This is a genomic window from Streptomyces sp. NPDC020807, assembly GCF_040641575.1.
Classification (GTDB): Bacteria; Actinomycetota; Actinomycetes; order Streptomycetales; family Streptomycetaceae; genus Streptomyces.
In genome coordinates, this window is the sequence record NZ_JBFADU010000004.1 from 1 (window position 1) to 12,727 (window position 12,727).

9 protein-coding genes are annotated in these 12,727 nt (G+C 71.2%); 5 read left to right on the plus strand and 4 right to left on the minus strand.

Going from position 1 to position 12,727, the window contains the following annotated elements; all coding sequences use genetic code 11:
• Positions 1-62 precede the first annotated feature (62 nt).
• The 3 genes from AB0G79_RS07860 to AB0G79_RS07870 form a co-directional block, all read right to left on the minus strand.
• Positions 63-872 (minus strand): ABC transporter permease, encoded by an 810-nt coding sequence (locus AB0G79_RS07860; protein ID WP_360803045.1) that lies wholly within the window; start codon positions 870-872, stop codon positions 63-65.
• Positions 873-972: 100 nt separating this feature from the next.
• Positions 973-1,944, minus strand: coding sequence for an ABC transporter ATP-binding protein (locus AB0G79_RS07865; RefSeq protein WP_360803048.1), 972 nt, complete (start codon positions 1,942-1,944; stop codon positions 973-975).
• Positions 1,945-1,964: 20 nt separating this feature from the next.
• Positions 1,965-3,383, minus strand: coding sequence for an NYN domain-containing protein (locus tag AB0G79_RS07870; RefSeq protein WP_360801865.1), 1,419 nt, complete (start codon positions 3,381-3,383; stop codon positions 1,965-1,967).
• 240 nt (positions 3,384-3,623) lie between these two features.
• On the opposite strand from AB0G79_RS07870, the gene AB0G79_RS07875 reads away from it, so the two are divergent.
• Positions 3,624-3,794 (plus strand): hypothetical protein, encoded by a 171-nt coding sequence (locus AB0G79_RS07875; RefSeq protein WP_360801868.1) that lies wholly within the window; start codon positions 3,624-3,626, stop codon positions 3,792-3,794.
• A gap of 118 nt (positions 3,795-3,912) precedes the next feature.
• On the opposite strand, the gene dnaE is transcribed toward AB0G79_RS07875, so the two are convergent.
• Entirely contained in the window at positions 3,913-7,452 is a 3,540-nt protein-coding gene (gene dnaE / locus AB0G79_RS07880; protein ID WP_360801871.1) for a DNA polymerase III subunit alpha, read from the minus strand.
• A gap of 167 nt (positions 7,453-7,619) precedes the next feature.
• Between dnaE and AB0G79_RS07885 the strand changes: the two genes are divergently transcribed.
• The 4 genes from AB0G79_RS07885 (at position 7,620) to AB0G79_RS07900 (ending at position 12,383) form a co-directional block, all read left to right on the plus strand.
• Positions 7,620-8,945: a DUF2252 domain-containing protein gene (locus tag AB0G79_RS07885; protein WP_360801874.1), complete on the plus strand. Its 1,326-nt coding sequence runs from the start codon at positions 7,620-7,622 to the stop codon at positions 8,943-8,945.
• Positions 8,946-9,010: 65 nt separating this feature from the next.
• Positions 9,011-9,721, plus strand: a complete 711-nt coding sequence (locus AB0G79_RS07890) for a hypothetical protein (RefSeq protein WP_360801877.1) — start codon at positions 9,011-9,013, stop codon at positions 9,719-9,721.
• Positions 9,722-9,773: 52 nt separating this feature from the next.
• A complete protein-coding gene (locus AB0G79_RS07895) occupies positions 9,774-10,589 on the plus strand; it encodes a DsbA family protein (protein WP_360801880.1) in 816 nt (271 codons plus the stop codon).
• Positions 10,590-10,724: 135 nt separating this feature from the next.
• On the plus strand, positions 10,725-12,383 hold the full coding sequence (locus AB0G79_RS07900; protein WP_360801883.1) for an alkaline phosphatase D family protein: 1,659 nt from the start codon (positions 10,725-10,727) through the stop codon (positions 12,381-12,383).
• The last annotated feature ends 344 nt before the right edge of the window (positions 12,384-12,727 follow it).

The following is a 12,727-nucleotide window of genomic DNA, read 5'->3' on the forward strand; positions in this document are numbered from 1 at the left end:
GCCACCTCAAGGCCGGCCCCGCCGGGCCCCCCCCCCCCCCACAAGACACCCCCAAACCCGCCTCAGCGGACGGCGGCCCGGCGGTAGGCCCAGGTGGCGAGGGCCAGGGAGACCACTCCGACCGCCGCGCAGACGGCGAGGTCGAGGCCGACGGCCGCCCAGTCGGGGCGGGGCTCGAAGGTACGGGCCAGGGCCTCCACGCCGTACGTCGACGGCAGCAGGTCCCGGGCCCAGTCGATGGGCGCCGGGAGCCGCTCGGCGGGGAGGACGCCGAGGAGCAGGGCGGCCGACATGCCGAGCTGGCCGAGGAGGGTGGCCAGTTCCTGGCGGGGCGCGAGGAGGCCGAGGGCGGCGCCGAGTCCGGCGAGCGCCGCCCCGGCGAGCGGGACGACCGCGCCGAGGATCCAGAGCTGGCCGAGCGGGAGGCCGAAGAGGACGGAGCCGAAGACCGCGGTGACGACCGTCCCGGGGACGGTGAAGGAGGCGTACGCGCCGGCGGCGCCGAGCACGACGGCGGCGGGCGGCACGGGCAGGGTGGCGTAGTGGTCGAGGCCGCCGCTGGCCCGCAGCTGTCCGAAGTACTGGGCGAGCAGGTTGAGCGCGACGAAGGCGACGACGAGGACGGTCGACCCGGCGACGACGGCCCGCGCCTCGGAGCCCCCGTCGACGACCCCGCGCATCAACACCATGATCCCGACGGACTGGAAGGTGGCGACGAAGAGCAGCGGGATGCGGGCGACGCGGGCGCGCGAGAGCTGTGCGCGGTAGACGGCGCCGAGGGCGGGCAGCAGCCGCGCCCGGGGGGCGAGGGGTGCGGCCCCGGCCGGGGAGGCGGCGGGGAGCGCGCCGGTCGGCAGGACCTCGGCGGGCAGGGTGCTCACTGCGGACAGCTCCTGACGGTCACGTGCGGCAGGTGGGGGGCCACGTGGGGTACGCGTACGGAAAGCGGTGTGCCGCGCGGGCGCGGCGGGGTCACGCCTTCACCAGTCCCTCGGTCGCCCCGCCGAGGGCGAGGTAGACGTCCTCCAGGCTGGGCGTGGCGAGGGTGAAGTCGTCGAGGGCGTCGAGGGCGGCTCCGCCGGTGACGGCGGCGACGGCGGCCCGCGCCTCGTCGGGGGCGAGCCGGAGCGTCCAGCGCCGTCCGGTCTCCTGGGCCCGTCCGCGCAGAGCGGCGACCTCGGGCAGGTGGACGGGGGCCGCGTCGCGCCAGACGAGCTCGACGCGGACCTCTCCGGCGACGCGTTCCTTGAGCCCGGCGGGGGTGTCGCAGGCGATGACCCGGCCGCGGTCGAGGACGGCGACGCGGTCGAGGACGGTCTCGGCCTCGATGACGTTGTGGGTGACGAGGAGGACGGTGGTGCCGTGCTCGGCGCGCCGCCGGTCGACGGCGGCCCAGACGGCCCGGCGGGCGACGGGGTCCATGCCGGTGGTGGGCTCGTCGAGGACGAGGAAGGGCCGCTCGCCGACGAGCGCGGCGGCGAGGCAGGCGAGCCTGCGCTGTCCGCCGGAGAGCTTCTTGAGGGGCCGGTCGGCGATCGGGGTGAGGCCGAGCTCGGCCAGGACGGCGTCGCGCGCGTCGCGTGCCTCCCGGGCACCGAGGCCGCGCAGCCGGCCGGTGGTCTCGGCGGCAAGGGAGACGGTGAGCTCGTCGAGGGCGGTGGACTCCTGGCCGAGGTAGGCGAGGAGACGGGACGCACGCTCGGGGTGGCGCACGAGGTCGTGGCCGAGGAGCTCGACGGTGCCGGAGTCGGGGCGCATGAGGCCGGTGAGCTGGCGCACGAGCGTGGACTTGCCGGCCCCGTTGGGGCCGAGCAGCCCGAAGATCTCGCCGCCGCGCACGTCGAGGCTGATCCCGTCGGTGGCGCGCACCTCGGGCGTCGCGGGCGCGCCGCGCCTGCCCCGCGTGGCGGGGTACGTCTTGACCAGGTCCCGCACCGCGCACACCGTACTCACGGGGGAAGAGCCTACGGGGTCGCCGGTCCCGGCCCGGGCGCGGGGGCGTGTTCGGCGGCGGCGCGGACGTCGATCTCGCGCCAGAAACCGGCCCGGATCGCGTACCGGTCGTGCTCGTCGATCTGGTCGTCCTTGTGGGCGAGGAGGCCGAACCGCGCCGCGTACCGGAGGAGTTCCCCGTCGATGCGGTGCGGGATGCGCGGGTAGAGGGTGGAGAGCTTCTGGACGTGGCTCTGCTCGGGAAGGCGCTCCATCCAGCGGCGGGCGAAGACCTGGCCGACCTCGAAGGGGTCGCCGCCGACGGTGGTGATGTCCTCCTCGCGGTCCGCCCAGCGCTGCTCGGCGGAGGTGAGCAGGGCGAGGGTGGGCAGCGAGGCGGTCTCGGCCGGTTCGCCGAGGGCCGCGGTGGGGCGGTCGACCCAGCCCCGGTCGGAGGACCAGCGGAGCGCGCTCGCGCCCTGGGGGACGGGGGCGAGGGGTGCGGCGGGCGCGGCCGGGCCGCGGAGTCCGGCGGCGAGGTCCTTGGGGGTGGGGACGCCCTTGGCGGCGGGGGTGGGCTCCTCGTGGGCACCGCGGTCCGGGTGGCCGTCGGCGCGACCGTCGGCGCGGTCGCCGGCGTGCGGGCCGACGCCGTTCGCGTGGCCGTTCAGCCGGCCGTCCGGGCGGCCGTTCACCTGGCCGTTGACGAGGGCGCCGGGGAGTACGCCGAGGGCCGGCGCCTCCGCGGGGGCCGCTCCCCCGTTCCGTACGGCGGCGGCCGCGGCGGCGGCTTCGGCGGCCCGTTCGGCGGAGGCGGCGAGGGCGGCCTCGGGCAGCGGCGCGGAGAGGATGGCGGCGATCTCGGGGCGCGGGGCGGGCGGGGGCGCGCAGAGGCCGGTGAGGTCGCGGGCGCGGACGGCCCGGGTGATCCAGGCCCGGTCGAGGACGCGCCGTTCGTCGGCCTCGGCCACGAGGTCCTCGGACTGGTTGTAGTCGCCGTCGGCGGCCTGGACGGCCCACAGGTGGACGGCGACGCCGTGTTCCTTGGCGGACATGAGGCCGGGCAGGAGGTCGCCGTCGCCGGTGACGAGCACGATGTCGGAACAGGCCCGGTTCCGGGCGAGCTCGGTCAGCTCGGTGTGCATGGCCGCGTCGACGCCCTTCTGCGCCCAGCGTCCGTCGCTCCTGGTCAGGGCGCCGAGCCGGACGGTGACCCGGGGCATCACGCGCAGTCGGCGGTGCTCGGGCTGGGGCACCCGGTCGGGCGCTCCGTCGAACCAGTAGATCCGCAGCAGCGGCAGCCCGGTCTCGGCCTCGGCCCGCTCGCGCAGCTGCTGGATGAGCGCGGCATGGTCGACGGCGATCCGGGAGCGGGCCGGTTCCCCGGCGAGGAGACTGGCGGCGGCGCCCAGCAGGTAGCCGGCGTCCACCAGGACGACGCAGCGGTCCACGTGTTCCACCCTCTTTCGGGCCTCGGGTTCGAAAGGGCGCTTCGGTGCTTCGGTGCTTCGGGTTTCCTTCGAGTCTGCCCGAGAGTCAGGTGCTTGACGTCCGGAACTGGATCATCGGCGTGGCGAGTATCACGCCCACCCGATGCGTACGTTCCGTAATGATCCAAAATGCGACGCTTCATCCGGTATGTGAGTCTGACAGCGGCCCTGACCCCTAGGTCCCTCCGAGGAGGCATCCCCATGGCCAAGAACCGCAACCAGAACCGCAGTCAGAAGCAGTCCCCGGCCGAGCGCGGCGCCCAGCAGGCCCAGCAGTCCGCGTTCGAGTCGCAGGCAGAGCAGCGCGCCACCCAGGTCACTCCGGGTGACATGGCGCGGAAGGGCCGTCAGAAGCGCTTCGGCCACAACTGACGCCCACTCCGACGCCTGAGCACGGCAAAGGGGCGCGCCCGTGACGACGGGCGCGCCCCTAGCGCGTGCGGGAAAAGAAGGGAAAGGAACGGAAGGGAAGAGAACGGAAGGGAAGATGTCAGCCGGCCAGGCAGGACGGGCCGAGCAGCACCTTCAGGTCGCCGAAGAGCGCCGGGTCGGCGGTGACCCGGTGCCGGTCGAGCCGGAGGACGGTCGTGGTCCGGGGGCCCTGGAGCTTGATCCGCACCTCGGTGTTGCCCTTGTGGTGCTTGAGGATCTCGCCGAGCCTGCTGACCATCGGCGGGGTCACCTTCACCGTCGGGATGGTGAGGACCACCGGCGCGTTCGTCCCCGCGTTCGACAGGTCCGGGACCATCAGCTCCATGGCGACGAGCCGGGGCACGTCCTCGCGCTTGTCGAGGCGGCCCTTCACGAAGACGACCGTGTCCTCGACCAGCTGGGTGGAGACCAGCTGGTAGGTGGCCGGGAAGAACATGCACTCGATGGAGCCGGCGAGGTCCTCGACGGTGGCGATGGCCCAGGCGTTGCCCTGCTTGGTCATCTTGCGCTGGAGGCCCGAGATGATGCCGCCGATGGTGACGACGGCGCCGTCGCCGTGCTCGCCGCCGGTGAGCTGGGAGATCGCCGCGTCCGTCTTGTCGGACAGGACGTGCTCGATGCCGAAGAGCGGGTGGTCGGAGACGTAGAGGCCGAGCATCTCGCGCTCCTGGGCGAGCAGGTAGGACTTCTCCCACTCGACGTCGGAGAACTCGACGTCGAGGCCGAAGCCCGGCTCGTCGCTCGACTCGTCACCCATGCCGCCGAAGAGGTCGAACTGTCCCTCGGCCTCCTTGCGCTTGACCGCCACCACGTTGTCGATCATGGGTTCGTGGTGGGCGACCAGGCCCTTGCGGGTGTGGCCCATGGTGTCGAAGGCGCCGGCCTTGATCAGCGACTCGATGGTCCGCTTGTTGCAGACGACGGCCTCGACCTTGTCGAGGAAGTCGGGGAAGGAGGAGTACTTCCCCTTCGCCTTGCGCGACTTGATGATCGACTCGACGACGTTGGTGCCGACGTTGCGGACGGCGGAGAGGCCGAAGAGGATCACGTCGTCGCCCTGGGCGGCGAAGTTCGACTCCGACTCGTTCACGTTCGGCGGGAGGACCTTGATGCCCATGCGGCGGCACTCGTTCAGGTAGACCGCGGACTTGTCCTTGTCGTCCTTGACCGAGGTCAGCAGACCGGCCATGTACTCGGCCGGGTAGTTGGCCTTGAGGTAGGCGGTCCAGTAGGAGACCAGGCCGTACGCGGCGGAGTGCGCCTTGTTGAAGGCGTAGCCGGCGAAGGGGACCAGGACGTCCCAGAGGGCCTGGATGGCCTCGTCGCTGTAGCCGTTCTTGCGGGCACCGGCCTGGAAGATCGTGAAGTTCTTCGCCAGCTCGTCGGGCTTCTTCTTGCCCATGACGCGGCGGAGGATGTCGGCCTCGCCGAGCGAGTATCCGGCGATGATCTGGGCGGCCTTCTGCACCTGCTCCTGGTACACGATCAGGCCGTAGGTGACCGCGAGCACCTCTTCGAGCGGCTTCTCCAGCTCGGGGTGGATCGGGGTGATCTCCTGCTGCTTGTTCTTGCGCAGGGCGTAGTTCGTGTGCGAGTTCATGCCCATCGGGCCCGGGCGGTAGAGCGCGGACACGGCGGAGATGTCTTCGAAGTTGTCGGGCTTCATCAGCCGGAGCAGCGAGCGCATGGGGCCGCCGTCGAACTGGAAGACGCCGAGGGTGTCACCGCGCTGGAGCAGTTCGAAGGTCTTCGGGTCGTCCAGCGGGAGGGCGAGGAGGTCGAGGTCGAGGCCCTTGTTGGCCTTCACCATCTTGACGGCGTCGTCCATGATCGTCAGGTTCCTGAGGCCCAGGAAGTCCATCTTGATCAGGCCGAGCGACTCGCACTGGGGGTAGTCCCACTGCGTGATGGTCACGCCGTCGGTGTGCCGCACCCAGATGGGGGCGTGCTCGACGATCGGCTCGCTGGACATGATCACGCCGGCCGCGTGCACGCCCATCTGGCGGACCAGGCCCTCGACGCCGCGGGCGGTGTCGATGACCTTCTTCACGTCCGGCTCGTTCTCGTACATCGCCCGGATCTCGCCCGCCTCGCCGTAGCGGGGGTGGGAGGGGTCGGTGATGCCGTTGAGGTCGATGCCCTTGCCGAGGACGTCGGCGGGCATGGCCTTGGTGAGCCGGTCGCCCATCGCGTAGGGGTAGCCGAGGACGCGCGCGGAGTCCTTGATGGCGTTCTTCGCCTTGATCTTGCCGTAGGTGCCGATCATGGCGACCTTGTCGGAGCCGTACTTCTCCGTGACGTACCGGATGACCTCGACGCGCCGGCGCTCGTCGAAGTCGATGTCGACGTCGGGCATGGAGATGCGCTCGGGGTTGAGGAAGCGCTCGAAGATCAGGCCGTGCGGGATGGGGTCGAGGTCGGTGATGCCCATGGCGTACGCGACGATCGAGCCGGCCGCGGAGCCTCGGCCGGGGCCCACGGCGATGCCCTGCTTCTTCGCCCACATGATGAAGTCGGCGACGACGAGGAAGTAGCCGGGGAAGCCCATCGAGATGATGGTGTCCATCTCGTACTCGACCTGCTTGAGGCGGTCCTCGGGGATGCCGTTCGGGAACCGGCGGTGCATGCCCCGCATGGTCTCCTCGCGGAACCAGGTCGTGTCGGTGTAGCCCTCGGGGATGTCGAACTTCGGCATGAGGTCGCGCGGCTCGAACATGCCGGTGGTGTCGATCTGCTCGGCGACGAGCAGCGTGTTGCGGCAGCCCTCCTGCCAGGCGTCCGAGGAGTCCACCGCGTACATCTCGTCCGTGGACTTGAGGTAGTAGCCGGTGCCGTCGAAGCGGAAGCGGTCCGGATCGGAGAGGTTCTTGCCGGTCTGGATGCAGAGCAGGGCGTCGTGGGCGCCGGCCTCGTGCGCGTACGTGTAGTGCGAGTCGTTGGTCACCAGCGGCGGGATGCCGAGCTTCTTGCCGATCTCCAGGAGCCCGTCGCGGACCCGGCGCTCGATCTCGATGCCGTGGTCCATCAGCTCCAGGAAGTAGCGGTCCTTGCCGAAGATGTCCTGGTACTCGGAGGCGGCCTTGAGGGCCTCGTCGAACTGGCCGAGGCGCAGCCGGGTCTGGAGCTCGCCGGAGGGGCAGCCGGTGGAGGCGATGAGCCCCTCCGACCACTTCGAGATCGTCTCCTTGTCCATCCGGGGCCACTTCTGCAGCCAGCCCTCGGCGTAGGCGTCGGAGGAGAGCTTGAAGAGGTTGTGGAGTCCGGTGTTGTTCGCCGCCCAGATCGTCTTGTGGGTGTAGCCACCGGAGCCGGAGACGTCGTCCCGCTTCTGGTGCGGCTGGCCCCACTGGATCTTCCGCTTGTTCCGCCGGGACTCGGGGGCGACGTACGCCTCGATGCCGATGATCGGCGTCACACCGGCCTTCTTCGCGGTGTGGAAGAAGTCATAGGCCCCGTGGAGGTTGCCGTGGTCGGACATGGCGATATGGGTCATGCCCATCTCGTTGCACGCGTTGAACATGTCCTTGAGCCGCGCGGCACCGTCCAGCAGCGAGTACTGGGTGTGGACGTGGAGGTGCGTGAAGGGCGGCTTGGTCACGGGGGAGGCCTCCGACTGATTTTCCGAGGGGACAGCGTGGAAGTCTACGTCGGCCGACCGACAGGACGGCCGACGGTCGCGGGCACGCGCCGGTACCGTCGAGCGTTGGACGGCTGGGAACGCCTGTCCCATTTGTCATGAGCAGTCTTGCACCAGGAGGCACCTCGATGTCGGTCCCCACGCCCACCGTCGCGGAGCGCGGTGAGCACGTCCTCGCCGTCTTCGACACGGCCTTCGGCGAGCTCCTCGCCGCCGACCCCGCGGCCTTCCGCGTGAAGTTCCGCAAGATGGCGGGCTCGGCCTTCGCCTTCTACCGGGGCACGGCCTGCCTCTTCTACGCGGACCTGGAGCGCGAGGTGCGCGGCGGGCCGTACCTGGACGAGCGGACCGGCCGGGTCTGGATCCACGGCGACCTCCACGCCGAGAACTTCGGCACGTACATGGCGGCCAACGGGCGCCTGATCTTCAACGTGAACGACTTCGACGAGGCGTACGTCGGCCCCTTCACCTGGGACCTGAAGCGCTTCGCCGCCTCCCTCGCCCTGATCGGCTACGGGAAGGCGCTCTCCGACGAGCAGATCACCTCGCTCGTCCGGATCTACGCCGGCGCCTACCGCGAGCGGATCCACGCCCTCGCGACCGGCGCCAAGGGGGACGAGGTGCCCGCCTTCACCCTGGAGACCACCGAGGGCCCGCTCCTCGGCGCGCTGCGCGCCGCCCGCGCGCAGACCCGCTTCGGGCTGCTCGACTCGATGACGGAGATCCGCGACCACGAGCGCCGCTTCACGGCCGGCCGCGGCACGATCGAGCTGGACGCGGCCACCCGCTACAAGGTCCTCGCCGCCTTCGACGGCTACCTGGAGACCCTTCCGGAGTCCAGCCTCGTCCGCCCCGACTCGTACCGGGTCAAGGACGTCGTCGGAAGGCGCGGGATCGGCATCGGCTCGGCGGGCCTCCCCTCGTACAACATCCTGCTCGAAGGCCACAGCGACGCGCTGGAGAACGACGTCGTGATCTACCTGAAGCAGGCGCAGACCCCGGCGGTCTCCCGGCACGTCACGGACCCGGCGGTACGGGAGTACTTCCACCACGAGGGCCACCGCACCGTGATCTCCCAGCGGGCGCTCCAGGCGCACGCGGACCCGTGGCTCGGCTGGACGGAGCTCGACGGCTCCGGGCAGCTGGTGGCCGAGGTCTCGCCGTACGCGGTGGACCTGGACTGGTCGGACATCGACGACCTCGACGAGATCGCGGCGACCGTGGCGGACCTGGGCCGGGCGACGGCGACGATGCACGCGGCGGCGGACGAGTCGAGCGGGCAGTCGCTGGTGGAGTTCTCCACCGAGCGGGCCATCGACGCGGCGATCGCGGCCGACGAGGAGGGCTTCGCCGACCTCCTGGTGGACTTCGCCCACGCGTACGGGCACCGGGCGCGGGCCGACCACCAGATCTTCGTGGACCTCTTCCGCAACGGCCGGATCCCGGGGCTGTAGGCGCTCCGGAACACCTCCTGCGGTTTTGTCCACAGGTTCCCTTTAAGGACCGCTTACCCCCGTTCATGGCACACTCCACGACGATGGAAGAGATGGCGGGGACGCAGCTGAGGGTGCTGCGGGCGGCGTTCTTCACGGCCCTGGTCGTGACGCTGTCCGTCGCGTCCCACGTCCTGCTGTCCGGCGCGCCGCTGCCGGTCGGGACGGTCGTCCCGGTGGCCGCGGCCGTCTTCGCCGTCGCCTACCTGCTCGCCGGCCGCGAGCGGGGCCTCGGTCCGATCGCCGGGCTCCTCGTCCCGCTGGAGCTGGCCGCCGACACGCTCTTCACCAGCGGTCAGGCGGTCTGTTACGGAGCGGCCGGCGGCCCGGTCGCCGGGTCGCTGCGCGCGGTGGGCGTCGACGTCCTGTGCGGCGGCGCGGTCGGTACGCCCCTGCCGGGGGTGGCCGAACCGGGGAGCGCGGGGGCGGCGGCGCTGCTCGACTCCCCCGATCCGTCGGTTCCGTGGCTGCTGCTCCTTGCGCACGTCGGCGTCGGCTTCGGGGCGGCGTGCTGGCTGCGCGGCGGGGAGCGGGCGCTCGCCCGGCTGCTCGGCGCGGTGGAGGCCTTCGCGTTCCGGCCGCTGCTGCTCGTGGCGGCCTTCTTCCGGGGCGCCGGGACGGCGCCCGGTGGCACCGGCCGGGCCGTGGTCCGGCCCCGCCCCTCCCGCACGCGCCTTCTCGTGCACTCCGTGGGGCGGCGGGGACCGCCCGCGCCGGGCTACGCCCTCGCGGCCTGAGCCCCGGCTCGGGCAGTCCCCCAGCCTTCCCCTTCTCACGGAGTCCCCGATCATGAGTGCACGCAACAGCAAGTCCAACAAGGCCGCCGCCCGCGAGCGACTGCGCGAGGAGCGCGAGCGCCAGGCGAAGAAGGAGCGCGCCCGCCGCCGGCTCGTCGTCGGCGTCTCGGCCGTGGCCGTCCTGGCCGCCGCCGGCGGCATCGGCTACGCGGTCGTCCAGTCGAACAAGCCCACCCAGTGGGAGACGGCGGCCGACGCGAAGAACGTGACCGCCCCGAAGAACACCACGGGCACCGACGGCACCACGGTCGTCATCGGCAAGCCGTCCGCGAAGAAGACCCTGGAGATCTACGAGGACGCGCGCTGCCCGGTCTGCGCGACCTTCGAGCAGGGCGTGGGCTCGACGATCGAGAAGGACGTCGAGGCCGGCAAGTACAAGCTGAAGTACGTCGGGGCCACCTTCCTCGACGACAACCTCACGGGCGAGGGCTCGAAGAACGCGCTCTCGGCGCTCGGCGCGGCCCTGAACGTGAGCCCCGAGGCCTTCCTCCAGTACAAGGCGGCGCTCTACTCCACGGACATCCACCCGGAGGAGACCAAGGACGAGTTCGCCAAGGACTCCTACCTGCTCGACGCGGCGGAGACGGTCCCGGCGCTCAAGAACAACGCGGAGTTCAGGAAGAACGTCGAGAACGGCACGTTCGACGCCTGGGCGATGAAGATGTCGAAGGTCTTCGACGCGAGCGGGGTGACCGGCACGCCGACGCTGAAGATGGACGGCGAGAAGGTCACGGCCGAGGGCGGCGACGGCATCCCGATGACGGCCGCGCAGTTCACGACGGCGATCGACAAGGCGCTGAAGGCCTGACGCCCGCACCCCTCACCGCCGCATCCCCGGCCCCGGACCCGCCAGGTCCGGGGCCGGCGACGTTTATCTGACAAGTCGAAGAACTTCCGGTTTTCGTCTGCCCCAGGGCACTACCCGTCAGTAATCTGACTGTCCGTGACACAACAGTCCCTCACCACCGCCCCCACGCGCCGCACGGTCGTCAAGGCCGCCGCCGTCAGCGCCGTCGCCGCGCCCACCCTGCTCGGCGCCGCCTCCCCCGCACTCGCGGACTCCACGGTCCCCGCGGCACCCGCCTTCCTCCACGGTGTCGCCTCCGGCGACCCGCTGCCCGACGGCGTCCTCCTCTGGACGCGCGTCACCCCCACCCCCGAGGCCGTGCCCGGCTCCGGGATCGGCCCGGACGTCCGGGTCGACTGGGAGCTGGCCGAGGACCGCTCCTTCACCCGGGTCGTCGCCGCCGGCGCGACCCTCGCGAGCGCCGCGTCCGACCACACCGTGAAGGCGGACGTCCGGGGTCTGCGCCCCGGCACCTCCTACTGGTTCCGCTTCACCGCCGACGGCGCCGTCTCCCCGGCCGCCCGCACCCGCACCGCCCCGGCCGCCGACGCCACCGCCGCCAACATCCGCTTCGGCGTGGTCTCCTGCGCCAACTGGGAGGCCGGCCACTTCTCCGCCTACCGCCACCTCGCCGCCCGCGCCGACCTGGACGCGATCCTCCACCTCGGCGACTACGTGTACGAGTACGGCTCCGGGGTCTACCCCGAGGCGAAGTACGGCGTCCGGCAGCACCTGCCCGCGCACGAGATCGTCTCGCTCGCCGACTACCGCCTCCGGCACGCCACGTACAAGACGGACCCCGACCTCCAGGCGCTGCACGCGGCCCACCCGGTCGTCGCGATCTGGGACGACCACGAGTTCGCCAACGACGCCTGGACCGGCGGGGCCGAGAACCACACCCCCGGCACCGAGGGCGACTGGGCGGCCCGGGTCGCCGCCGCCAAGCAGGCGTACTTCGAGTGGATGCCGGTCCGCGCCTCCACCGAGGGCACGGTCTTCCGCCGGCTGCGCTTCGGCCGGCTGGCCGATCTCCACCTGCTCGACCTGCGCTCCTTCCGGTCCGCCCCCGCGAAGACGGGCAGCGGCACGGTCGACGACCCGGAGCGCTCGATCACCGGCCGCGCCCAGCTGGACTGGCTCAAGGCCGGACTCGCGGGCTCGGACGCGGCCTGGCAGCTCGTCGGCACCTCGGTGATGATCTCTCCGGTCGCCTTCGGCTCCCTCCCCGCCCACCTCCTGGAGCCGCTCGCCGAGCTCATGGGCCTGCCCAAGGAGGGCCTCGCGGTCAACGTGGACCAGTGGGACGGGTACACCGACGACCGGAAGGAGCTGCTGGCGCACCTGACCTCGCGGGGCATCAGGAACACCGTCTTCCTGACCGGTGACATCCACATGGCCTGGGCCAACGACGTACCGGTGAAGGCGGCGACGTACCCGCTGTCGGCCTCCGCGGCGACCGAGTTCGTGGTCACCTCGGTGACCTCGGACAACCTCGACGACATGTTGCACGTGGCCCCGGGCACGGTGTCCTTGGTGGCCGCGGGGGCCGTCAAGACCGCCAACCGGCACGTGAAGTGGGTGGACATGGACCACCACGGGTACGGGGTCCTCGACGTGACCGCCGAGCGTTCGCAGATGGACTACTACACGGTCTCCGACAGGACGGACCCGGCCGCGAGCACGGCCTGGGCGCGCTCCTACCGGACCCTGAACGGAACGCAGCGTGTCGAGCGGGTGTACCAGCCGGTGCGCTGATGTTCCCGTGACGACTCCTTGACGACTCCTCAGCGTCGATTTTCGGCCATGATCGATCACGTTACCGGGAGATGTCGTCACTACGGCTGGTGGTGGGTCCGAGGAACAAACTCGGACACACCACCCGCCCCAGACGCCTCATTCGTTACGTCCGGGTCTCAAACTCCGGAATCCACGCAAGAATTTCTTCCCGATAGACCGAATTGCCCCATGAATGATTGGGCTTGATCACTCCTCAACACTGTCTGACATGGACGCGTAATCTCCCCGCCGTGGCGAGGAAGTTCCTCCCCGACACCCCCCGCGAGGAGTCACCATGCGTGCTCTTGTCCGTATATCCCCCC